The organism is Pseudomonas sp. Os17 (assembly GCF_001547895.1).
GTDB lineage: Bacteria > Pseudomonadota > Gammaproteobacteria > Pseudomonadales > Pseudomonadaceae > Aquipseudomonas.
On the sequence record NZ_AP014627.1, the window covers coordinates 2,716,017 to 2,737,708 of the forward strand.

20 protein-coding genes are annotated in these 21,692 nt (G+C 66.1%); 7 read left to right on the forward strand and 13 right to left on the reverse strand.

From position 1 onward, the window contains the following. Positions 1-101: 101 nt before the first annotated feature. Complete coding sequence (locus tag POS17_RS12305) at positions 102-1,748, reverse strand: GMC family oxidoreductase (RefSeq protein ID WP_060838802.1); 1,647 nt, start codon at positions 1,746-1,748, stop codon at positions 102-104. A 133-nt stretch (positions 1,749-1,881) separates the two neighbouring features. Between POS17_RS12305 and POS17_RS12310 the strand changes: the two genes are divergently transcribed. Then, a complete protein-coding gene (locus POS17_RS12310) occupies positions 1,882-2,775 on the forward strand; it encodes a LysR family transcriptional regulator (RefSeq protein WP_060838803.1) in 894 nt (297 codons plus the stop codon). 6 nt (positions 2,776-2,781) lie between these two features. Here POS17_RS12310 and POS17_RS12315 read toward each other — a convergent pair whose 3' ends face one another. Both POS17_RS12315 and POS17_RS12320 read right to left on the reverse strand, forming a co-directional pair. Beyond that, on the reverse strand, positions 2,782-3,717 hold the full coding sequence (locus POS17_RS12315; RefSeq protein WP_060838804.1) for a phytanoyl-CoA dioxygenase family protein: 936 nt from the start codon (positions 3,715-3,717) through the stop codon (positions 2,782-2,784). Positions 3,718-3,835: 118 nt separating this feature from the next. Next, positions 3,836-4,246, reverse strand: a complete 411-nt coding sequence (locus POS17_RS12320) for a hypothetical protein (RefSeq protein WP_231979028.1) — start codon at positions 4,244-4,246, stop codon at positions 3,836-3,838. A gap of 303 nt (positions 4,247-4,549) precedes the next feature. On the opposite strand from POS17_RS12320, the gene POS17_RS12325 reads away from it, so the two are divergent. Then, on the forward strand, positions 4,550-4,924 hold the full coding sequence (locus tag POS17_RS12325; RefSeq protein ID WP_060838806.1) for a hypothetical protein: 375 nt from the start codon (positions 4,550-4,552) through the stop codon (positions 4,922-4,924). Positions 4,925-4,952: 28 nt separating this feature from the next. On the opposite strand, the gene POS17_RS12330 is transcribed toward POS17_RS12325, so the two are convergent. Genes POS17_RS12330 through POS17_RS12360 form a run of 7 tightly spaced genes read right to left on the reverse strand, consistent with a single transcriptional unit; the run spans position 4,953 to position 11,300 of the window. Next, the gene (locus POS17_RS12330; RefSeq protein ID WP_060838807.1) at positions 4,953-6,362 is read right to left on the reverse strand and encodes an ATP-binding protein; all 1,410 of its coding nucleotides are present in this window, start codon (positions 6,360-6,362) and stop codon (positions 4,953-4,955) included. After that, positions 6,359-7,021: a response regulator gene (locus tag POS17_RS12335; RefSeq protein WP_060838808.1), complete on the reverse strand. Its 663-nt coding sequence runs from the start codon at positions 7,019-7,021 to the stop codon at positions 6,359-6,361. Before POS17_RS12335 ends, POS17_RS12330 begins: the two co-directional genes overlap by 4 nt. Before the next feature lie 22 nt (positions 7,022-7,043). Then, positions 7,044-7,688 (reverse strand): tetratricopeptide repeat protein, encoded by a 645-nt coding sequence (locus tag POS17_RS12340; protein WP_060838809.1) that lies wholly within the window; start codon positions 7,686-7,688, stop codon positions 7,044-7,046. Beyond that, positions 7,685-8,494, reverse strand: a complete 810-nt coding sequence (locus tag POS17_RS12345; RefSeq protein WP_060838810.1) for an SDR family oxidoreductase — start codon at positions 8,492-8,494, stop codon at positions 7,685-7,687. Before POS17_RS12345 ends, POS17_RS12340 begins: the two co-directional genes overlap by 4 nt. Continuing rightward, positions 8,481-9,155 (reverse strand): TenA family transcriptional regulator, encoded by a 675-nt coding sequence (locus POS17_RS12350; protein WP_060838811.1) that lies wholly within the window; start codon positions 9,153-9,155, stop codon positions 8,481-8,483. Before POS17_RS12350 ends, POS17_RS12345 begins: the two co-directional genes overlap by 14 nt. Further along, positions 9,152-10,633 carry an AMP-binding protein gene (locus POS17_RS12355; protein ID WP_060838812.1) on the reverse strand — a complete coding sequence of 494 codons (1,482 nt, stop codon included), beginning with the start codon at positions 10,631-10,633 and terminating at the stop codon, positions 9,152-9,154. Before POS17_RS12355 ends, POS17_RS12350 begins: the two co-directional genes overlap by 4 nt. Next, positions 10,623-11,300 carry a thermostable hemolysin gene (locus POS17_RS12360; RefSeq protein WP_060838813.1) on the reverse strand — a complete coding sequence of 226 codons (678 nt, stop codon included), beginning with the start codon at positions 11,298-11,300 and terminating at the stop codon, positions 10,623-10,625. The genes POS17_RS12355 and POS17_RS12360 overlap by 11 nt, the downstream gene beginning before the upstream one ends. A 209-nt stretch (positions 11,301-11,509) precedes the next feature. On the opposite strand from POS17_RS12360, the gene POS17_RS12365 reads away from it, so the two are divergent. Further along, a complete protein-coding gene (locus POS17_RS12365; protein WP_060838814.1) occupies positions 11,510-12,055 on the forward strand; it encodes a cytochrome b in 546 nt (181 codons plus the stop codon). 13 nt (positions 12,056-12,068) lie between these two features. Here the strand turns inward: POS17_RS12365 and POS17_RS12370 are convergent, their stop codons facing one another. The 3 genes from POS17_RS12370 to POS17_RS12380 form a co-directional block, all read right to left on the reverse strand. Then, positions 12,069-13,175, reverse strand: a complete 1,107-nt coding sequence (locus POS17_RS12370) for a DNA alkylation repair protein (protein ID WP_060838815.1) — start codon at positions 13,173-13,175, stop codon at positions 12,069-12,071. A gap of 212 nt (positions 13,176-13,387) precedes the next feature. Beyond that, positions 13,388-15,211, reverse strand: a complete 1,824-nt coding sequence (locus POS17_RS12375) for a monovalent cation:proton antiporter-2 (CPA2) family protein (RefSeq protein WP_060838816.1) — start codon at positions 15,209-15,211, stop codon at positions 13,388-13,390. 174 nt (positions 15,212-15,385) lie between these two features. After that, a complete protein-coding gene (locus tag POS17_RS12380) occupies positions 15,386-16,276 on the reverse strand; it encodes a LysR family transcriptional regulator (RefSeq protein WP_016966118.1) in 891 nt (296 codons plus the stop codon). Positions 16,277-16,446: 170 nt separating this feature from the next. Between POS17_RS12380 and POS17_RS12385 the strand changes: the two genes are divergently transcribed. The 4 genes from POS17_RS12385 (at position 16,447) to POS17_RS12400 (ending at position 21,687) form a co-directional block, all read left to right on the forward strand. Continuing rightward, positions 16,447-17,529 carry a 4-oxalomesaconate tautomerase gene (locus POS17_RS12385; RefSeq protein WP_060838817.1) on the forward strand — a complete coding sequence of 361 codons (1,083 nt, stop codon included), beginning with the start codon at positions 16,447-16,449 and terminating at the stop codon, positions 17,527-17,529. A gap of 43 nt (positions 17,530-17,572) precedes the next feature. After that, positions 17,573-18,898: a C4-dicarboxylate transporter DctA gene (gene dctA / locus POS17_RS12390; RefSeq protein WP_060838818.1), complete on the forward strand. Its 1,326-nt coding sequence runs from the start codon at positions 17,573-17,575 to the stop codon at positions 18,896-18,898. A 139-nt stretch (positions 18,899-19,037) separates the two neighbouring features. Continuing rightward, positions 19,038-20,342, forward strand: a complete 1,305-nt coding sequence (locus POS17_RS12395; RefSeq protein WP_041117598.1) for a CitMHS family transporter — start codon at positions 19,038-19,040, stop codon at positions 20,340-20,342. A 91-nt stretch (positions 20,343-20,433) separates the two neighbouring features. Continuing rightward, a complete protein-coding gene (locus tag POS17_RS12400) occupies positions 20,434-21,687 on the forward strand; it encodes an OprD family porin (RefSeq protein WP_060838819.1) in 1,254 nt (417 codons plus the stop codon). The last annotated feature ends 5 nt before the right edge of the window (positions 21,688-21,692 follow it).

Below are 21,692 nucleotides of genomic sequence, written 5' to 3' on the forward strand. Positions count from 1 at the left end.
GGAGCTGGCTTGCCAGCGAAGAGGCCCTTGAGCCAGGTGCCGGCCTTGGAGGCGCCTTCGCCGGCAAGCCAGCTCCTACTCAGGTGCATCTGTTCCTACGGTCATGCCGGGGTGGCGGGTTGCTTGTGCTGGACGGTACTCCTGGGGACGCTGGCGAGGATCAGTTCGGCGGCCTTCTCGGCGATCATCAGGGTCGGCGAGCAGGTATTGCCCGAGGTGATGCGCGGCATGATCGAGGCATCGGCAATGCGCAGCCCGGGAATGCCGTGCACCCGCAGCTGCGCGTCCACCACGGCGTGGGCGTCGCTGCCCATGCGGCAGGTGCCCACCGGGTGGAAGATGGTGGTGCCGATCCGCGCCGCCGCTTCATGCAGTTGCTCTTCGGTTTGCAGTTGCGGCCCCGGCAGGTATTCGCAGGGTTTGAACGGCTGCAGGGCCGGTGCGCCGACGATGCGCCGGGTCAGGCGGATGGCGTCGGCGGCGATCCGCAGGTCCTCGGGATGGCTCAGGTAGTTGGGCTGGATCAACGGCGCAGCGCCAGCGTCCACCGAGCGGATCTCGACCCGGCCCCGGCTCTGCGGGCGCAGGTCGCAGACCGAGGCGGTAAAGGCCGGGAAGCTGTGCAAGGGCTCGCCGAAGCGCTCCAGGGACAGCGGCTGCACGTGGTATTCGAGGTTGGCCCGGGTCTGCTCCGGGGCCGAGCGGGCGAAGGCGCCCAGCTGGCTCGGGGCCATGGACAGCGGGCCGCTGCGGTCATACAGGTAGCGCAGGCCCATGCCCATCTTGCCCCACAGGCTGCCGGCGATCTGGTTCAGGGTGCGGGCGTTTTCCAGCTGGTAGATCAAGCGCAGTTGCAGGTGGTCCTGAAGGTTTTCGCCGACCCCGGGCAGGGCATGGCTGACGCCTACCCCCAAGCGTTGCAGGAGCGGCGCCGGACCAATGCCCGAGCGCTGCAGGATGCTTGGCGAGCCGATGGCGCCGGCGCAGAGAATGATCTCGCGGCGCGCCTTGAACTGCTCCAGGCGCCCCTGGCAGCTGGCGTGTACCGCCGTGGCGCGGCCGTCCTCAAGGATCAGCCGCTGCACCTCGACCCCGGTCAGCACCACCAGGTTGGGGCGCTGGGCGATCGGCTTGAGAAAGGCCTTGGCGGCGTTCCAGCGCACCCCGGCCTTCTGGTTGACCTGGAAGTAGCCGCAGCCTTCGTTGTCGCCGCCGTTGAAGTCGTCGATGTTGCCGATGCCGCTCTGCTGCGCAGCAGTGCGGAAGGCATCGAGGATCGGCCACGACAGGCGCTGGCGCTCGACCCGCCATTCGCCGGCGGCGCCGTGCAACTCGCTGCCCCCGGCAAAGTGGTTTTCGCTTTTCTTGAACAGCGGCAGCACATCCTGCCAGCTCCAGCCCGGGTTGCCTGCGGCGGCCCAGCCGTCGTAGTCGGCGGCCTGGCCGCGCATGTAGATCATGCCGTTGATCGATGAGCAGCCGCCCAGCACCTTGCCCCGCGGGTAGCTCAAGCTGCGGCCCTGGAGGCCCGGTTCGGCCTCGGTCTTGAAGCACCAGTCGGTACGCGGGTTGCCGATGCAGAACAGGTAGCCCACGGGAATGTGGATCCAGGGGTAGTTGTCGCGGCCGCCGGCTTCCAGCAGCAGCACCCGGTGCTGGGGATTGGCCGACAGGCGATTGGCCAGCAGACAGCCGGCGGGACCGGCGCCGACCACGATGTAGTCGTAGGCGTCAAAGGCGGGAAGCATCCATGACCTCTTCTTGTTCTGATTCTTGTTGCCTCATCCTAGTTGTTAGCTTTCGTCAAAAGAATGTTAGTTTTTGCCCACCCGCTGTGCGTTTTCTAACAGCCGCCAACCTCGACATCGATAAGGATTTTCCATGTTCGACTGGAACGACCTGCGCTACTTTCTCGAACTGCAACGCAGCGGGCGCCTGCTCACCGCGGCGCGGCGGCTGAACACCACCCACGCCACGGTGGCCCGGCATATCGAGGCGGTGGAGAAGGCCCTGGGCACCGCGCTGTTCGTCCAGCATGCCCAGGGCTATGAACTGACCCCGGCCGGCGAGGCGCTGCTCAAGCACGCCGAGGCCATGGAAAACGTCGCCTTGCTGGTGCAGGAAGAAATCACCCAGTCCAGCGCGCCCCTGGGCAAGATCCGCGTGGGGGTCACCGAAGGCCTGGGGGTGAAGTTTCTCGCCGGGCGCATGTCCGCGCTGTTCGAGCGCTATCCGGGGCTGGAGGTGGAACTGGTGGCGGTGCCGCGCTTTGTCAGCATTCTCAACCGCGAGGCGGAGATCAGCATTCACCTGGAACGCCCCAGCGCCGACATGCTGGTGACCCGCAAGCTCACTGACTACCGCCTGGCGCTGTACGCCAGCCCGAGCTACCTGGACCGCGCGCCGCCGCTGCGCAGTCGCGAAGATCTGGGGCGCCACGCCTGGATCGGCTACGTCGACGACCTGCTGTTCAGCCAGGAGCTGATGTTCCTCAACCAGTTCTGCCGCAACCCGCAAGTGGTGTTCCACAGCACCAGCGTCATCGCCCAGCAAGAGGCGGCCCGTTCCGGCCTGGGGATCGCCGTGCTGCCGTGCTACATGGCCGCCGCCGACCCGCAGCTGGTGCCGCTGTTGCCGGCCGAGAGCATCCAGCGCGCCTACTGGATCAGCACTCGCCGCGAGCTGCACAAGTCGGTGCGGCTGCGGGTGGTCTGGGACTACCTGATGGAGTTGTGCGCGGCCCAGCAGCAGGTGTTGCTGGGCCCCCAGTCCTAGCCTGGCTCAGAGAATCGGCCCGCAATGGGCCGAGCTGCGGATCGGCGCCCCGGGCTGGATATCGACGAAACGCGAGCCATAGGACACCGGGTTCAGCGGGCCGCCTTCACGACCCATGCCAAGGCCGCCGGCGCTGCGGGTTTCGCCTTCCTGCAGCAGCGGGTCGAGGCGCGCGCGCCAGTCCAGCAGGCGCAGGCTCACCGCCTGGCGCCGTTGCAGGTCGCCGGGCAGCAGGGGGCTGGAGCGGTGCCAGAGGTATTTGCTGAACAGCAGGGCGTCGCCGGGATCGAAGCTGTCTTCGATGCGCTGCTGTTCGAAACTGTCGGTGAGCAGTCCCGGGGTGCAGTAGGTCTGGCGCAGGTGTGCGGAAAAATCCTCGATCGCCTCGCCCCGGGCCAGCTTTTCGGCCAGCAGGCGCGAGAACTGGAAGTTCGCCTGGGCCGAGCACCGCGACAGCGGCACCCAGGCCATGCCGCCACCCTGCTGCTCGGGGCGGATCGGCTGCAACGGCAGCCACAGGCTGAAGGCCGGGTCCTGGGGGCGGATGTAGCGAAAGTTCAGCGAGTCGTAGTGCCAGGCAAAGCCCGAGCGACCAGTTTGCAGCTCGAAGCTCTGGGCCTCGCTGACGATCAGCCGGCAGCCCGTGAGGCGGGTCAGCACCTGGGTGAAGGCCGGTTGCCGGTAGAGGCGTTCGAGGATGCCGATCTGCCCCAGCTGGTGGGTCAGGCGACTGAAGCCGTCGCCATGGGCGGGGGCGCTGGTGCGGCAGGGGCGCAGTTGGCTGTCGACCAGTTCACCCAGGTGCTCGATGGCTGTCGGGGTCAGCAGTTGGCGCAACTTGATGAAGCCGCGCTCTTGAAAGTGCCGCAAGTCGTCCTGCTCCAGACGCAGCGGGTTGACCAGGAGCGGGGTGTTCTCAGACAGGACCGATGGCAGGTTCACGGGGGTCTTCCATTACCGGGGAATGGGCCCTTGAGTATGGACAGCTGGCGCCGGGGCGACAGGCTGGATTCGACCTCGAACAACGTCTTTGCGACATGCACCAGGCTCGCTCGCTGCCTTAGCCGCCAGGCCGGACGTAGCGGTCCTGGGTCTGGATGAACTCATCGAAGGCCCGGGAGTTGTAGACCTCAAGGCAAGCATGCAGCACCACCTTGTCGCGGCTGTATTTGCTGCTCCCCGAGGCCTGTTCATAGGCTTGTGCCACGTAGTCGGTGGTGGCGGTGTAGGGGTTGTGCAGGGTTTCCAGGGTGTCTTCGTTCTGCAGCACGTTGTACAGGCCTATCCCCAGCACGCCGTACATGCCGACGGCGTGGCCGACGTCCTGACGCATGGCCGAGGGTTCCTCGAAGCGCGCGGCCAGGCAGTTGGCCAGGCCGTAGTTCTTCAGGGATTGGCGGGCAGCGTCGACTTCACTGGTGGCCTGGGCCGCGCTGCAGGCAGCGGCCAGTGATAACAGCAATACGCTCATCCTTTTCACCCTTGCCACTCCTCGATCCAGGCATCCGCCAGTGCTGACGGCGGCAGATGGTCGGCGTTGCCACGGCGCTTGTCAACGAGCCGGCCTGCCGTCGATCCCATGCGCCAGGCAGCCCTTGCAGCGCAGGAATCCCAGCTCTCTTTTGCGCCGCTATTGCTCTAGAATGCCGGCGCTTTGAGCGCCGCCGTTGAGGACCATGCCCGACGCTGCTCAAGGCGATTGTCCAGGCCTGCCTGCGCCTGCTGGACCGGCCCCCTCTTGAAGACCCCACGGGTAAAAGGAACGACCCTCTCGATGCAAAAAATCAAACTCATTCTGGGCTCCGCACTGGCGGTGTTCCTGGCGTATCAGGCCTACGGTTCGTTCTACTACGGCACGCCGTATCAGGGCCGCAACTACAGTCCCGATCAGGCCTTTTACTACCAGAAGTACCGCCTGTTCAGCTGGCGCACCTGGATTCCCACCATGACCATGCCCGGTGATGGCGACAGCTCGCGGTACAGCGTTGGCGGCTACCTGCGAGTGTTCAAGGCCGACGGCACGCCGGTGGGGCAGTCCTATGACGGCTGCATTGCGGTGGTGGAAGTGTCCTGGTACGACGATGCGGTAGGCGGCTTCGGCTGCAGCGAGCACTTGATCGCGCTGTCCGCGAAGGCCACGCCGGACTGAGCGTTCAGTCCTGGCGCCCGCCCATGGGCTATGGCTCGCGGCGCGCCGTCCAGGCACTGCCCAGCCGCAGCGGTTGATGGCAGGGAATCGACAAGGTCGCGCGCAGGCCGCCCTGGGGCAGGTTGTCGAGGCTGATCCGGCCGCCCAGGTGGCGGGCGATGACGCTGACGATGGTCAGCCCAAGGCCGGCGCCGTTGACGTTACCGCGACTGTAGAAACGCTCGAACAAGCGCTCGCGCTGGCTTTCGTCGATGCCCGGGCCCTGGTCCTCGACGCTGAGTTCGAAGTGCTCGCCGACCTCGGCCAGGCGCACGTTGATCACGCCATTGGCCGGCGAAAAGTTCACCGCGTTGCTGATCAGGTTGTTCAGGGCGATATCGATGGAGGCCGCTTCCGCGCGGATCGGGTAGGCGCGTTCGTCCACGTCGAACGACAGTTCCAGGCCCTGGTTCAGCAACCATGGCGTCAACTGCACCAGGCTGTCGCGCACGGTGTGGGCCAGGTCGATGAGCTGTTCGCTGGGCACCTGCGCCTTGGGTTCCAGGCGGGCCATGGTCAGCAGCTGGTTGACCAGGCGCCCGGCGCGGTCGACGCCGAGGATCAGCGATTCCAGGGAGGCCCGGCGCTCCTGCTCGGTGCCGGCTTGCAGCAGGTTCTGCGCGTGCACCCGCAACACTGCCAGGGGCGTGCGCAGCTCATGGGCGGCGTCGGCAATGAAGCGTCGCTCGCGCCCCAGCAGCTCCTGAATCTGCGTCAGCATGCGGTTGAGGGCGGCCTGCATGGGTTCCAGCTCCCTGGGCAGGGGTTCCAGGTGCAAGGGTTCCAGGGAACCGCTGGGGCGCGCCCGCAGGGTCGCGGCCATATTGGCCAGGGGGCGCAGGCCCCAGCCGATGGCCAGCCAGATGATCACGGCCAGCAACAGGCTGCCCAGGACGTTGGGCCACAGTGTGTGGCGCATGATGCGGCTGACCAGGTCGCTGCGCACATCGACCCGCTCGCCGACCCAGATCCGCAGGCCTGAGTCCGGATCGTCCAGGGTGAAGGTGCGCCACTGATGGTGGTTGCCGTCCTGTTCATTGCCGAACCCTGGCGCCAGCGGCTGTAGCGCCAGGACCGGGGCGCTGGTGGTGCGCACCAGCAGGTTGCCTTTGCGGTTCCATACCTGGAAGGCGATCTTGCTTTCGTAAGGGTGACCGTCGACCTGGGGCATGGCCTGGCTCAGGGCCAGGTTGAAGGCGTGATACAGCTGGGCCTGATCGATGCTGCTGGGCATGCGCATGATGCCCAAAAGCAGCCGGGCATGTTGCGCCAACTGGGCGTCGTAGACTTCGTCGATCTCATGGTTGCTGTCGTGCAGGTTGAAGCTGGTCAGAATCAGCAGGCCGGCGAACAGCAGACCGATGATCAGGGTCAGGGTGCGCTGGCGGATCGAATTCATCGACGCTCCTCCACCAGGTAACCCACCCCGCGAATGGTGCGGATCAGGTCGGCGGAAAACTTCTTGCGCAAATGGTGGATGTGCACTTCCAGGGTGTTGCTCTCGGCCTCTTCATTCCAGCCGTAGAGCAGTTGCAGCAGGCGGTCGCGGGTCATCACCCGGCCCGGCGGCGAGAGCAGTTCGTAGAGCAGCTGGTATTCCTTGGGCGTCAGGGCCACCGGCTCGCCGTGGTAATGCACCTGCTGGGTGCCCGGATCGAGGCTGATGCCGGCATGCTCAATCAGCACCCGGGCGCGGCCGGCGCTGCGTCGCAGCAGGGCCCGCAGCCGGGCCTTGAGTTCGTCCAGGTCGAAGGGCTTGATCAGGTAGTCGTCGGCGCCGGCGTCGAGGCCGGCGATGCGATCCTCGGTGGCATCCCGGGCGGTGAGAATCAGCACCGGCAGGGTCGAGCCGCTGTCGCGCAGGCGCTTGAGCACTTGCAGGCCGTCCAGGCGCGGCAGGCCCAGATCGAGCAGGGCCAGGTCGAAGGTTTCGCTGAGCAGCGCATGCAGCGCGCTGTTGCCGTCCCTGAGCCAGTCCACGGTGTAGCCTTCGCGGGTCAAGGCCTGGTGGATACCTTCGCCCAGGGGCTGGTCATCCTCGATCAGTAGTAAGCGCACATCGACTCCTGTCCTGTTCCGGTCATCTGATTTTCTTGCCCACCTCGGCCAGCAAGGCCCGGATCTCTTCGCGCCGGCCCTGGTCGGCCACTTCCCGACCGGGGCGCGGCGGCGCCTGCAGGGCCTTGAGCAAGGCGACCCGGGCTTCGCCGTAGCGGCCCTGGCGATACAGGTGGTCACCCCAGAAGTACAGACTATCCAGGCCCTCGGGGTTCTGCTGCAAGGCTTGCCGGAGCAACTCCTCGGCCTTGTCGGCGTCGCCGAAACCGATGGGCCAGCCGGGAACGCGATCATACAGCGCGGCGAGGCTGGTGTAGGCGGAACCTTGCAGGGCCTTGGGGTCCAGGCCCAGGGCCAGTTCCAGGTCGGCCTTGGCCGCCTTGGCCTTGCTCAGGGCGCCGAGTCCGCCCTGGGCGCCGGCCCAACTGCTGGTGACGATGCCCGACCAGATCCAGGCCTCCGCCAGCGCGGGACGCTCCTGGGTAAAGGCCCGGGTTTGCGTGGCCAGTTGTTCAAAGGCCGCCGCCCGCTGCTCGGCCGGCAGTTGGTACTGAATGTGCGCCCAGCCTTGCTGGATACCGTTCAGACGCTGCTGGTCGGCGGCATCCAGGGCCCAGGCGGGCAGGCTCAGACAGCCCAGCAACAATGCACTGATCAGGGTTTTCATGGTTCCTCGTGCTCCCGTTCGGAACGGATGCTCAGCCGCCGGATCAGCGGCAGGTGTTTGCGCAGGCCGCGATCCACCAGATTCGGCAGCAGGCTGTTGAGGCGGACAAAGAAACGTTCCGGCCAGCCCAGGTACAACTCGCGGTGGTCGCCGGCGATGGCGTGCAGCACCGCATTGGCCACTGTCTGCGGATCGTCGACATTGCTTTTCAAGGCATCGTTCAAGGCCTGGGCCGCGGGGCTGTTCATGCTGGTGCGGGTGGCGCGCGGCGCCACATAGAGCACGTTGACCCGGGTGTCCGCCAGCTCCCGGCGCAGGGCCTCGGAAAAACCGCGCAGGGCGAACTTGCTGGCGCAGTAGGCGGCGTAGCCGGGGTAGCCGATGGAGCCGTAGGTGGAGCCGACGTTGACCACCATGGCGCTGGGAGCCTGTTGCAGCAGGGGCAGCAGCAGGCGGGTCAGGCACATCGGCGCGCCGATGTTGACCGCCAGCATGGCGTTGATCTCGGCATCGTCGAGCTGTTCGAGCATGGCGAAGTGGTTGATTCCGGCGGCGTTGATCAACAGGTTGACCCCGCCGATGGCCTCGGCGGCCAGCAGCACCTTGCGTCGGTCGCTGAGGAAGGTCAGCTCCGCCGAGACCCAGCACAGCTGGTCGGGGTAGCGCGCCAGCAGGTGGGCCAGGGGCTCCTTGTGCCGGGCCACGGCCAGCACCCGGGCACCACTGGCGCACAGGGCCTCGGTGATGGCCAGGCCGATGCCGCCACTGGCGCCGGTGAGCACCGCGCGGGTTTCAGGCAGACGCATGGGCGCTCTCCCCGACACGTGGCAGACCACGGAACATCTCGCTGTACAGGTGGTAGACCACCTTCGAGGCATGGATCACTGCGGCCTGGTCGGAAGGATCGTCGAGACGATCCATCAGGCGCCGGTAGGTCTGCATGTGTTCGATGTCCAGGGCGCCGTGGGACGCCAGGTAGCTGAACGCGCTCTGCGGCAGTTGCAGCGTCTCCCGTATGCTGCCGGCGGCCAGGGTGGCCAGGGCGATGCTGGTGCCTTCCAGCACGTTGACCATGCCGAACAGGCCCACCGGGTTGCCGCGGGCGATCAGGTCGTAGAGAAAGCTCACCATCAGTTCGATGGCCAGGCAGGGCTGACCGTCGCGCACCGCCAGGCGCTCGCCGCCGCAGGCGACGATGTCGTTGAGCACCCATTGTTCGTGGCCGTACTCGTCCTCGATGTACTCGCACACCGCGCCGCGCAGCCATTCCAGGCGCTCGGGCAGGCGGGCGCCGCAAGCCATCATCAGCGGCACGGTGTGGCGCACGTGGTAGTAGGCCTGGACCAGGAAGGCCCGGTAGCCCTCAAGGCTGACCTGGCCCGCCAGGGCTTCACGAATGATCGGCAGGTTGAACAGTTGCTCCCGCTCCTGGGCGGTGGCCGCTTGCAGTTGGTCAAAAAAACTCATGACGATGATTCCTCGGAGTGAACAGTCGGGCAGAGCAGGTCGCGATAGTGTTCGACGATGGCCTCGCGACGAGGCCGGCCGTTGGCGGTCAGCAGGCCGTTGGCCGGGGTGAAGGGCTGTTGCAGGCGGGTCCAGTGATGGACCTGGGCGTAGTCGGGCAAGGCCTCGTTGGCCTGGGCCACGGCGGCGGCCAGCTGGCTGTCGCTGCAGTCCGCGCGGTGGGGCCAGAGCAGGGCGTGGTTGCGGGGCTGGGCCTCGCCGTAGACGAAGGCCTGGGCAATGTGGCTGCGCTGGGTCAGTTCGGCCTCGACCCATTCGGGGTTGACGTTGCGCCCGTAGCTGGTGACGAACTGATGCTTCTTGCGGCCCTTGAGGTAGAGGTAGCCGTCGCTGTCGAACTCGCCGATATCACCGCTGTGCCACCAGCCATCGGTCGTCGCGGTCTGCCCCAGGTAGCCCAGCAGCACCGAGCCCTCGATCAGTACCTCGCCATCGGCCGCCAGATGCACCCGGACATGGGGCAAGGGCTGGCCGACGCTGCCCGGACGATGTGCCCCGGGACGATTGAGGCACACCACCGAGGCGCATTCCGACAGCCCGTAGCCTTCGTAGACCGGCAGGCCCAGGCGTTGGGCCCGTTGCAGCAGCTCCAGGGACACCTTGGCCCCGCCGACCGCGGCGAAACGCAGGTGGGCGGGGTTGAACTGGCGCTGCTCGGCGGCGGCCACCAGCAACAGCAGCAACTGTGGCACCAGGATCAGGCTCTCGGCCTGGCGCTGGGCCAGGCAGCCGAGCAGGGTCGGCGCGTCGACGCCGCTGGCGCCCTGGATGCCCAGGGTCTTCTGGCTGGGCAGGCTGAGGGTGGCCCCGGCGTAGAGCGCGGCGTAGCAGCCCAGGTTTTCCAGAAGAATCCCCAGCGGCAGCAGCGCCAGGTGATGGCGCGGATTGCTGGAATGACTGGCCTGCTCCAGCTCCCGGGCCACCCGCAGCAGGCTGTCGGCGCCCAGGCATACGCCCTTGGGGGTGCCGGTGGTGCCGGAGGTGAAGGTCAGTTTCGCGGTGCCCGGGGGCATGATCGACGGCCCGTCGAAGCGCCGGCGCCAGAACTCGCCCTGGCGCTGGTAGCCGGCGGCTTGCAGCGCCGCGTCCTGGCCGTCTTCGGCCACCAGCAGTTCGGCGCGGCTGTGTTCCAGGCAATGCAGGCGCTGGGCGTCGGTGAAGAACGGTGGCAGGGTCAGGCAGGCCAGGCCCTCGAACAGCGCGGCCAGATCCCACAGCAGCAGTTCCGGGCCGTTGTCCAGGGCCAGCGCCACGACCTGCACCTGTTCATCGCGCAGGCGTTGCTGGCGGTAGATCACCTCGGCGTAGAGGGTGGCGTAGTCCAGGCGCAGGCGGTCGCCCCACAGCGCGATATGCACGGTCTTTTGTTCGGCGTGTTGGCGAAGCGCTTCCTTGAAACGCTGCACTTCAAGCGACATGACTGCTCTCCTCGAACGACAGCGGCAGGCCCAGGCGGTTGAACATCCCCATGTTGCGCAAATGGATGAACCCCGCGCGGATACTGCCCACATGCACGGCTGGCTGGCTCTGGTAATAGCTGCCCCAGTGATGACGGTCTTCACCCAGGCGCTCGGGGTCGGCCGCGCACAGGGTCAGGGGGCGCAGGCCCAGGCGATGGAAACTGTTGACCAGGCCGACGTTGCCGGTGAACGCCACCCATTCCAGGTCACCCATGGCCAGCAGCCAGGTGATGGCGATGATCGACAGCCGCGCGCTGCCGGTGTCGCTGGCCGCCAGGTTGCCCACTTCCACCACGCCCTGGCGTTCCACCGGGCGTTGTGCGGCGAGGTTGATCAGGTCCTCGATGGGCTCGTCCAGGTAGCGTTCCAGAAACAGCGGGCCAGCCTTGGCCAGGCGCACCCCGGCCACGGCGCACAGCGCGCCCTGGAGATCGCTGAGGCCGAACAGCTCGGGCATGAATTGACGGATATCGGCGCCGTGAACCTGGCGAAAGCGCTGGCTGACGTAGGTTTCGAAAAGTGCTCGCTGCCCGTCCCCGGGCAGGCTGCGGTCCAGGGTCAGGGGTGGGGCGCAGTCGCGCCCGAAATGCAGCGGCAGATGGATGTTCCAGTCGAAGCCAGGCATTGATATAGAGCCTCCCGGGGCGTGTTGGGGAGGAGTATCGGCAGGCTTTCTTAAGCCAATCTGAAGATGGCAAAGAGACAGTTCTGCGCTCTTCAGGTTGCCTTAAGGCTGGCCCGGCAAGGTGGCGCACCCGGGCAGCGAAAGGCGTTGCACGGGCCCTGCGACGACCTGAACGACTCGGGCGTCCCGAACCACCGTGAGGACTGTGTATGACTGCTGAAACCGCACCGCTGCGTTACGCGCGACTGTCGATCCTGATGCACTGGCTGATGCTGGCGCTGTTCGTCGGCGTCTACGCCTGTATCGAACTCAAGGGCCTGATGCCCCGGGGCAGCACGGCCCGGGGCCTGTTTTTAGGACTGCACAGCCTGTTCGGCATCAGCATCTTTGCCCTGGTGTGGATTCGCCTGCTGGCGCGCCTGCAACCACGGCCGGCGATTTCCCCGGCGCCGGCGGCCTGGCAGACCGGGCTGTCGCACCTGATGCACCTGATTTTGTATGGCCTGATGATCGCCACGCCGCTGCTGGCCTGGCTGATGCTCTCGGCGGCGGGCAAGCCGGTGCCTTACTTCGAGTTCTTCCTGCCGGCTGCGCCGGTGCCCGTGGACCCGGACCAGGCGCGTTTCTTCAAGCACTGGCACGAACAACTGGGCAACGCCGGCTACTGGCTGATCGGCCTGCACGCCGCGGCCGGGCTGTTCCACCACTACTGGGTGGGCGACAACACCCTCAAGCGCATGCTGCCGGGCCGCTAGTCGGCGGGGGCCCTCAGGGGATCGACAGCTCGAAATGCGCGCTGGCCACGGGTTCGCCGTTGACCAGCAACTGCACGCCATGGCGCCCCGGATAATGGCGCCGGGTGGTCAGCTCACGGATCGGCTGGCTGCGGCCCAGGTCCACCTGGGTCAGGGCGGGCAGGGTGAAGGTCTTGAGCTTGAACACCTTGCTCGCCGTGGCGCCGGAGGCCTTGACGTAGTCGATGGCGTAATCCACCACCAGGCGCTGGTCGCGGGGGCTGGTGGAAGCCAGGGTCAGGGACAGATTGAGGCGTTCGCCCAGGCGCAACTGCCCGGGAGTGACCTGAAAGCGCCTGACGTCGACCTCGGCCCGGGCCCCGGCGCCGATGATCGCCAGGGCCCGGCGCTCGCCCTGCTTGATCAGGCTGCGCAGGGCATGGCGGGCGATCCAGGCGCTGTGGGGATTATCCAGGGGCCAGCCTTCCAGGCGCTGCATGACCCACTGCGGATGGTCCTTGGTGATGTCGTTGAGGTGGTTGGCCACCGACTTGCGCACGTACAGGCTGGGGTCGCTCCTCAGGCGTTCGAGAATCGGCGCCGCCAGCTGCGGGTCGGCCTGCAGCTGTTCCAGGCGAAACGACCAGGGCAGCCGCGGGCGACTGCCCTCGCTGGCCAGGCGGCGCACGTGTTCATCCGGGTCGCCGGCCCATTCCTGCATCTGGGCCAGGGTGCGGGCGCAATCCTGGCGCAGGAAATGCCGCACGGCGAATTCCGAGGAGCCGAAGCCGGTGAAGTACTTCAATGCCGCCATCGACAACTCGAAGTCATGCAGGCCATGGCTGGCCACGTAATGCGGCAGGAAGATGCACACGAAGCGGCTGTTCAGGCGCGGCGCCAGGGCCCGCAGCAATGCCAGGCTGGTGGGGTAGTCCAGCTCCAGCACCTGATGCAGGCTGTCGCTGACCCGGGCCAGGCGCTGCATCAACGACAGCTCGGCGAGGTTGTGGCCGGCCAGTTGCAGGAAGCGCTGGCGGTCGAAGGCCGGGTGCACCGCGAACATGGCGTCGGCGATGTGCTCCAGGCGTTGCTGGTTGAAGATTTCCTTGAGGGCCGGGGCGTTCTCTTGGGTGGAGCTCATGGGGCGTATCCATTCAAAGGCGAGGCGGCGCTCACTGTACACAACCCCTCCTGACAGAACCTGACGGTAGTCGCTGGAGGGAATGGTGTGTCCTTGCGTCCTTCAGAGCATTTGCCGGCGTCCTCGAGGCCGCCTTCGCCGGCAAGCCGGCTCCTACGGAGTGTGCGTGCCGCAGGTGTAGGAGCTGGCTTGCCAGCGAAGGGAGCGCTGCGTCAGCGCATCGGCGGCAGCGGGCTTTCGAGCTGTTCTTCCTGCTCGTCGGCCTCGAACAGCCGGGCCAGTTCGGCGCGGGCTTCCTGGGCGCTTTGCAGGACCTTGGCGGCGTCGTCGTAGACCGCGTGCTGGGCCGCCAGCAGCTGTTCGTCGTGCTGGGTGAAGCGCTGGATTCGCGAGTCGGCCTGGGCCTGGCTCAGCCCCAGGCCGACCAGGGTGCGACGGCTCATTTCCAGGCTCGAGTAGTAGGTTTCCCGCACGGCCTGGGCCTCCAGGTCCACCAGCCGGTGCACGTGCTGGCGGTTGCGCGCCCGGGCGATGATCTTCAGGTGCGGGTAGAGCTTGCGCACCTGCTCGGCGGTCTTGATGTTGGTCTCCGGGTCGTCGGTGGCAATCACGAAGTACTCCGCGGTGCCGACCTTGGCCGCACTGAGGATTTCCGGGCGCATGGGGTCGCCGTAGAACACCGGCATGCCGCCAAAACTGCGGATCAGTTCGATGGTGTCCACCGAGGTGTCCAGGGCGACGAAGGGGATTTTCTGCGCCCGCAGGATACGCGCCACGATCTGCCCCATGCGGCCCATGCCGGCGATCACCACCCGCGGGCTGTCGGCATCGATCTGACGGTACTCGGCGGGCATTTCCAGCGGCTTGGCCTTGGGCTTGAGCCAGCGCGAACAGGCCAGCAACAGCAGGGGCGTGAGGGCCATGGACAGGGTGATGGTGAGCACCAGCAGGTCGTGCAGGCGGGCCTCGAACAGGCCCTGGTCGCGGCCGATCTTGAACACCACGAAGGCGAATTCACCGCCGGCCGCCAGCACCACGCCCAGGCGCAGCGCGCTCTCGCGATTGAGCTCGCCGGCCAGCCGGCCGACCACGTACAGCAGCGGCAGCTTGAGGCCGATCAGCAGCAGGGTCAGGCCCAGCACCGCGATGGGCGCGCTGAGCAGCAGGCCGATATTGGCGCCCATGCCGACGCTGATGAAGAACAGCCCCAGCAGCAGGCCCTTGAAGGGTTCGATCTGCGCTTCCAGCTCGTGGCGGTACTCGGAGTCGGCCAGCAGCAGGCCGGCGAGGAAGGCGCCGAGGGCCATGGACACGCCCACCAGATCCATCAGCCAGGCGGTGCCGATCACCACCAGCAGGGCGGTGGCGGTGGACACTTCCGGCAAGCGGGTGCGCGCCACGATGCGAAACACCGGACGCAGCAGGTAACGTCCGCCCACCACCACCACGGCGATGCTGCCCAGCACTTGCAGGCCGTGGCGCAGGTCCTCGGCGCTGCTGGTGTGGTGGTCGTTGCCGGCCAGCACCGGGACCATGGCGATCAGCGGAATGGCGGCGATGTCCTGGAACAGCAGGATGGCGAAGGCCATGCGCCCGTGGGGGCTGTTCAGCTCCTTGCGCTCGGCCAGGCTCTGCAGACCCAGGGCGGTGGATGACAGGGCCAGCCCCAGGCCCAGCACGATGGCGCTGTTCAGCGATTGACCGAACAGAAACAGGGCCACCACGCCGATCACCGTGCCGGTCAACAGCACCTGGGCCAGGCCGACGCCGAACACCGCCTTGCGCATCACCCACAGGCGCTTGGGCGACAGCTCCAGGCCGATGATGAACAGCAACAGCACCACCCCCAGCTCGGAGATGTGACTGACGCTTTGCGGGTTGCCCACCAGCCCCAGCACCGACGGGCCGATCAGCACCCCGGCCAGCAGGTAGCCGAGCACGGCCCCCAGTTGCAGGCGCTTGGCCAGGGGCACGATGAGCACGGCGGCGCAGAGGAACACGACGGCGGCTTGTAGCAGGTTGCCTTCATGGGGCATCGGGGGGACTCCAGGGAAAACGGGGCACAGGTGATGACAAGGGCTCACCGGTGACGATGAGCGCACGGGTGTCGCCAGTCTGCGCCCGGATAAAAACGGCGTGGATGTCCTGAGACTGGCGGTGCGCCCTTCAAGGCACGTTGGAGTATGGGGGGCGTTGCCGGGGTGTGCCGGTCAATGTGGCCACTGCTCCAATAGGATCGCCACAAATTTTTCCGCCGCCGGCGACAGCGATGCGCCGCGGCGGTACACCAGGCCCAGGGTGCGGTTGACCACCGGCTCGGTCAGCGGAACGCTGACCAGGGTCGGGTGATCGGCGGCGGGCATGGCCAGGCTGGGCATGGCCGACACCCCGAGCCCGGCTTCCACCATGCCCAGTGAAGTGGACAGGTGCTGCACCTCGTAGAACCACTGGGGCCGCCAGCTCAAGCCGGACAGGGCGTGGTCCAACAGCATGCGGTTGCCGCTCAGGCGGCCGACGCCGATCAAGCGGTAGTCGCTCAGTTCCGACCAGGTCACCGAGCTGCGCTCGGCCAGTTCGTGGTCGCGCCGGCAGGCCAGGACAAAGGGCTCGTTGACCAGTGGCACGAACTCGATGTCCGGGTGCTGGCCGCTCATCATGTTGATGCCGAAGTCCGCTTCGCCGCGCAGCACCGCTTCAAGGCCCTCGTTGGCACTGAGGTCGAGCAGACGGATGCGGATTTTCGGGTAGCGCTGGTTGTACAGGCGGATCACCGACGGCAGGAAGTAGAACGCCGCCGTGGGGATGCAGGCCAGGGTCACCTGACCGATCTGCCGTTCCGCCAGCTCACGGATGTTGAGGATCGAATCGTCGAAGTCGTCCAGCAGGCGGCGGGCCTTGGGCAGGAAGTCGCGGCCGACGCTGGTCAGGCTGACCTTGCGTGTGGTGCGATCGAGGAGGGCGGTGCCCAGCCCCTCTTCGAGCTTTTTCATGCGCCGGCTCAGGGCCGGTTGGGACAGGTGCAAGGCGTCGGCTGCTTCGTGGAAACTCCCCAGTTCGGCGATTTTCACGAAAGATCTGATGTCCTGAAGCTCATATTCCATGGGGGCTACTCAAGGCGGGAGTCGGGTGGGGCGCTGGCGGACACGATATTTAACTCATGCGCCAAACGCAATAATCTCTCTGATCTTTGCATTGGAAACACATTTTAATCCCTGACACTCTTGTGCCCAGAACATCAATTACCTCGATTGATCAACAAGAGTCAGTGTTCATGCAACGAATTCCTTGTGTGTTGATGCGCGGCGGCACCTCCAAAGGGCCGTTTTTTCTGGCCTGGGATCTGCCGGTGGCCGTGTCCGAGCGTGATGAGCTGTTGCTCAACCTGATGGGCTCCGGCCATGAGCTGGAAATCGACGGCATCGGCGGTGGCAGCCCGCAAACCAGCAAGGTGGCGATCGTCAGTCCGTCGCTGCACCCGGAGGCGGATGTCGATTACCTGTTCGTCCAGGTCATGGTGTCCCAGCGGCGGGTCGATACCGCGCCCAACTGCGGCAACATGCTGTGCGCTGTCGGGCCTTTCGCGATCGAGCAGGGGCTGGTCAAGGCCACGGGGGCTCAGACCCAGGTGCGGATCCGCAACCTCAACACCGGCACCCTGGTCCATGCCCAGGTCCAGACCCCCGATGGCAAGGTCAGCTACGAAGGCGACACCACCATCGACGGCGTGCCGGGCAGCGCGGCGCCGGTGGCCCTGACCTTTCTCGATGCCGCCGGGAGCAAGACCGGCCAGTTGTTCCCCACCGGCCAGCCTCAGGACCTGATCGACGGCATTGCCGTGACCTGCATCGACATGGCCATGCCCATGGTGCTGGTGCAGGCGGCCTGCCTGGGCAAGCGCGGCGATGAAAGCCCCGCCGAACTGGACGCCGATACGGACTTTCTCCAGCGCCTGGAGAGCCTGCGGCTCAAGGCCGGCCTGGCCATGGGCCTGGGGGATGTCAGCGACAAGGTGATTCCCAAGCCGGTGCTGGTGTCCCCGGCCCGGGCGGGGGGCACCCTGGCGGTGCGCTATTTCATGCCCCACAACTGCCATCGGGCCCTGGCCATCACCGGCTCCATCGGCCTGGCTACCGCCTGTGTCACCGCCGGCAGCGTGGTGGCCGAGATGCTCGGCGGGATCAGTGAACCGCGTCTGCATCAGGTTCGAATCGAACACCCCAGCGGGGCGATAGATGTCGTATTGTCCTACAGCGGAACCAGCCCCGAGACCATCCGCGCCTCGGTGGTCCGCACCGCTCGCCGGTTGTTTTCCGGGTATGTCTACGCGCCTGCTGCACAACGTCTAGCCGGTTAGTCGACGCGCTGTCGATCCTGGTTGCATCAGTACAATTCTAAAAATGGGTGATGCCATGAAAGTTGTTAAATCGCTCTACTTCCAGATCCTCTGCGCGGTGTGCCTCGGGGTACTGGTGGGGCACTTCTGGGCCCAGCAAGCCATTGCCTTGAAGCCGCTGGGCGACGCCTTCATCAAGCTGATCAAAATGATGATCGCTCCCGTGGTGTTCTGCACCATCGTCACCGGCATCGCCGGCATGAGCGACAAGCGTTCCCTGGGGCGGCTGCTGAGCAAGACCATGCTGCTGTTCCTGGGCCTGACGCTGATCAGCCTGTTCATCGGCCTGGCGGCGGTCTACCTGTTCCAGCCCGGCGCGGGGATGAACATCGACCCCACCCGGCTGAACACCCAGGGCCTGTCCCAGTACACCGAGTCGGCGGCCAAGCTGGGGGTGGTGGAATTCTTCATGCACATCATCCCCGAGACCTTCATCGGCGCCTTCAACAAGGGCGAGGTCCTGCCGGTGCTGTTTATCGCGGTGCTGTGCGGGTTTGCCCTGTCGTCCCTGGGCGAGCGTGGCAAGCCGGTGCTGGAGGTACTGGAGTCGGCCTCGCAGATGGTGTTCAAGATTTTTTCCTACCTGATGCGTTTTGCCCCCGTCGGCGCCTTCGGGGCCCTGGCCTTTACCGTGGGCCAGTACGGCATCACCTCCCTGGGCGCCCTGGCCAAACTGATCATGACCCTGTATGTCGCCTGCGGCTTCTTTGTCTGCGTGGTCCTGGGGGGCATTTGCCGGGCCAACGGCTTCAGCCTGTGGAAGCTGCTGCGCTACCTGCGCGAAGAGTTCCTGGTGGTGCTTGGCACCTCGTCCACGGAGCCGGTGATGCCGCGCATGCTGGAAAAACTCCAGGCCCTGGGCTGCCGCAAGAGCGTGGTGGGGCTGGTGCTGCCCACCGGCTATTCGTTCAACCTCGACGGCACGGCGATCTACCTGTCCCTGGCGGCGATCTTCATTGCCCAGGCGTGCAACATCGACCTGAGCGCCGGGCAGGTGGTCACCATGCTGGCGATCATGCTGCTGTCGTCCAAGGGCGCCGCCGGAGTGACCGGCAGCGGTTTCGTGGCCCTGGCCTCGACCCTGACGGTGATTCATGACATCCCCCTGGCCGGCCTGGCGTTGCTGATCGGCATCGATCGCTTCATGTCCGAGGCCCGGGCCCTGACCAGCCTGGCCAGCAACGCCGTGGCAACCGTGGTGATCGCCATTTCGGAGCAGGCCTGCGACCGCCAGGTGCTGTTGCGCACGCTCGATGGCCAGCCCCTTGCGGCCCAGGCCGCTGCTGCCGACGACACCCCGGCGAGCGCGCTGGCGAACAAGCTCGGCTAGACCCGCCAGGCCGCACCGCTTCACCCCAAGTACCGACTCAACACCTGTGCCGGGCGCCCTTGATCGGGGCGTCCGGTGCTCGGGTGGCCGTGCGCCCGCGCGTCGGCCACGCTCATCATAAAAACAAGAGAATCGACTTATGCTCGCTTTACTCGGCCTCGCCATGGTGGTGGTCTTCACCTTCCTGATCATGACCAAGCGCCTGTCGCCCATCGTGGCGTTGACGCTGGTGCCCATCGTCTTCGCGGTGCTCGGCGGGTTTGCCGGCACCACCGGCAAGATGATGCTCGACGGCCTGAAAATGGTCGCGCCGTCGGCGGCGCTGTTGCTGTTCGCCATTCTGTTCTTCGGCTTGATGATCGATTCGGGGCTGTTCGACCCGCTGATCCGCAAGATTCTCAAGCGGGTCAATGGCGATCCGACCAAGATCGCCATGGGCACCGCGCTGCTGTCGCTGGTGGTGGCCCTGGACGGTGACGGCACCACCACCTACATGATCACTTGCGCGGCCATGCTGCCGCTGTACAAGCGCATCGGCATGAACCCGATGATCCTCGCCACCATCTCCATGCTGTCCTTGAGCATCATGAGCGGCATGACCCCCTGGGGCGGGCCGGCCACGCGCGCCATCGCCGCCCTGGGCCTGGATGCCGGCGAGTACTTCGTGCCGCTGCTGCCGACCATGATCGGTGGCGCCGCCTGGGTGGTGTTCACCGCCTACCTGCTGGGCCGGGCCGAACGCAAGCGCATCGGCAATACCCAGCTGCAAAGCGGCGGTGGCGACTGCTACATCAAGGCGATTCTCGAAGACACCCCGCACAAGCGGCCCAAGCTGGCCTACGTCAACCTGCTGCTGGTGATGGCGGTGATGACCGCGCTGGTGCTGGGCCTGATGCACTCGGCGGTGTTGTTCCTGATCGGTTTTGTCCTGGCCTTGATGATCAACTACCCGCAGCTGGATATTCAGAAAGAGCGCATTCTGGCCCACTCGGGCAACGCCATGACCGTGGTGCTGCTGGTGTTCGCCGCGGGGATCTTCGCCGGCATTTTCTCCGGCACCAAGATGGTCGACGCCCTGGCGCAGACCCTGGTGGACTGGATCCCGCCGTCCTGGGGCCACCTGTTCCCGCTGGTGGTGGCGCTGACCAGCATGCCGTTGACCTTCGTCCTGTCCAACGACGCCTACTACTTCGGCGTGGTGCCGATCCTGGCCAACGCGGCGGCGGCCTATGGCATTTCTCCCCTGGAAATCGCCCGTGCCTCGATCCTCGGTCAGCCGGTGCACCTGATGAGCCCGCTGGTGGCCTCGACCTTGCTGCTGGTGGGCATGGTGGACCGCGACATCGGCGACTTCCAGAAAGCCACGGTGAAGTGGGCCGTGCTGACCTCCCTGGTCATTACCGCCCTGGCCTTGCTGACCGGGGCCCTGACCCTGTTCGTCTGATTGCCTCGAAACCCTCTTTTGTAGCCGGGCGCGCCTGCTGGCGGGGCGCTTGGCGAACTGCGCCTTGAATAACAACAACGAGAAGTACGACATGAGCCATTTGCTGATTCGCGCAACGGTATTTTCCTGCTTGAGCCTGCCACCCGTGGCCGGGCTCCAGGCCGCTGACTTCATCGACGACAGCAGCCTCAAGCTGCAACTGCGCAACGTCTATTTCAACGAGAACTTCCGCGACGAACACGGCCTCAGCGCCAAGGCCGCGCGCACGGCCAAGAGCGAGCGCACCGAGTGGGCTCAAGGCTTCCTGCTGGACTATCAGTCCGGATTCACCCCGGGCACCCTGGGGTTCGGGGTCGATGCCCTGGGGCTGCTGGGGGTTCGGCTCGATTCCGGCAAGGGCCGCAGTGGCACGGGGCTGCTGCCGGTGCACGACGACGGTCGCGCCGCGAGCGAATTTGCCAGTGCCGGCGCCACGGCCAAGGTGCGGCTGGCCAAGACCACCCTCAAGTACGGCACCTTGCTGCCCAAGACCCCGGTGCTGGTCTACAACGATGCCCGTCTGTTGCCGCAGACCTATCAGGGCACCCAGCTCACCAGCACCGATATCGACGGCCTGAGCTTGACCGGCGGTTATCTGCAGCGCTTCAAACTGCGGGATTCCACCGACAGCGTGGGGCTGGTGCCCGACGGCTACAGCGGCGGCCAGTCCGGGGACTTCCGCTACGGCGGGGGCGAATACAAATGGAGCAAGACCCTGCGCCTGAGCTATTTCCATGGCGAGCTCGAAAACTTCTATCGGCAGGATTTTGTCGGCCTGCAACATGACCTGGCGCTGAGGCAGGGGACCTTGACCAGCGATCTGCGCTACTTCCGCAGCGCCGATTCAGGCGCGGCGTTCGACGGCAAGATCGCCAACCGCATGTTCAGCGGCCAGCTGACCTACGCGATTGCCGGGCATTCCCTTGGCGGCGGCTATCAGCGCCTGAGTGGCGATGCCGGCTTGCCCTATATCAGCGGCGCCACGGTCTACTCCTTCAGTAACGCCGGCATCGGCAAGTTCATCGAGGAGGGCGAGAGGACCTGGATGCTCGGCTATGGCTACAACTTTGCCAGCCTGGGTGTCCCCGGCCTGACCTTCAGCTCGCGCTACCTGAGCGGCAATGACGGCAAGTCCAATACCCGCGTCGATGAGTGGGAGCGCGACAGCGAACTGGCCTACGTGCTCCAGCAGGGCTCGTTCAAGGGGCTGGGGGTGAAGCTGCGCAACTACGTGTATCGCTCCGACTACTCCCGTGGACGCGACAGCAACCGCCTCTACATCACTTACGACATCGCCCTCTGGTAACGCAT

Bases quoted from the DNA above. Each gene is read 5' to 3' on its own strand.
- POS17_RS12305 (WP_060838802.1), bottom strand. From the start codon at position 1,748: ATGCTTCCCGCCTTTGACGCCTACGACTACATCGTGGTCGGCGCCGGT.
- POS17_RS12310 (WP_060838803.1), top strand. From the start codon at position 1,882: ATGTTCGACTGGAACGACCTGCGCTACTTTCTCGAACTGCAACGCAGC.
- POS17_RS12320 (WP_231979028.1), bottom strand. From the start codon at position 4,246: ATGAGCGTATTGCTGTTATCACTGGCCGCTGCCTGCAGCGCGGCCCAG.
- POS17_RS12325 (WP_060838806.1), top strand. From the start codon at position 4,550: ATGCAAAAAATCAAACTCATTCTGGGCTCCGCACTGGCGGTGTTCCTG.
- POS17_RS12330 (WP_060838807.1), bottom strand. From the start codon at position 6,362: ATGAATTCGATCCGCCAGCGCACCCTGACCCTGATCATCGGTCTGCTG.
- POS17_RS12340 (WP_060838809.1), bottom strand. From the start codon at position 7,688: ATGAAAACCCTGATCAGTGCATTGTTGCTGGGCTGTCTGAGCCTGCCC.
- POS17_RS12345 (WP_060838810.1), bottom strand. From the start codon at position 8,494: ATGCGTCTGCCTGAAACCCGCGCGGTGCTCACCGGCGCCAGTGGCGGC.
- POS17_RS12350 (WP_060838811.1), bottom strand. From the start codon at position 9,155: ATGAGTTTTTTTGACCAACTGCAAGCGGCCACCGCCCAGGAGCGGGAG.
- POS17_RS12355 (WP_060838812.1), bottom strand. From the start codon at position 10,633: ATGTCGCTTGAAGTGCAGCGTTTCAAGGAAGCGCTTCGCCAACACGCC.
- POS17_RS12360 (WP_060838813.1), bottom strand. From the start codon at position 11,300: ATGCCTGGCTTCGACTGGAACATCCATCTGCCGCTGCATTTCGGGCGC.
- POS17_RS12365 (WP_060838814.1), top strand. From the start codon at position 11,510: ATGACTGCTGAAACCGCACCGCTGCGTTACGCGCGACTGTCGATCCTG.
- POS17_RS12370 (WP_060838815.1), bottom strand. From the start codon at position 13,175: ATGAGCTCCACCCAAGAGAACGCCCCGGCCCTCAAGGAAATCTTCAAC.
- POS17_RS12375 (WP_060838816.1), bottom strand. From the start codon at position 15,211: ATGCCCCATGAAGGCAACCTGCTACAAGCCGCCGTCGTGTTCCTCTGC.
- POS17_RS12380 (WP_016966118.1), bottom strand. From the start codon at position 16,276: ATGGAATATGAGCTTCAGGACATCAGATCTTTCGTGAAAATCGCCGAA.
- POS17_RS12385 (WP_060838817.1), top strand. From the start codon at position 16,447: ATGCAACGAATTCCTTGTGTGTTGATGCGCGGCGGCACCTCCAAAGGG.
- dctA (WP_060838818.1), top strand. From the start codon at position 17,573: ATGGGTGATGCCATGAAAGTTGTTAAATCGCTCTACTTCCAGATCCTC.
- POS17_RS12395 (WP_041117598.1), top strand. From the start codon at position 19,038: ATGCTCGCTTTACTCGGCCTCGCCATGGTGGTGGTCTTCACCTTCCTG.
- POS17_RS12400 (WP_060838819.1), top strand. From the start codon at position 20,434: ATGAGCCATTTGCTGATTCGCGCAACGGTATTTTCCTGCTTGAGCCTG.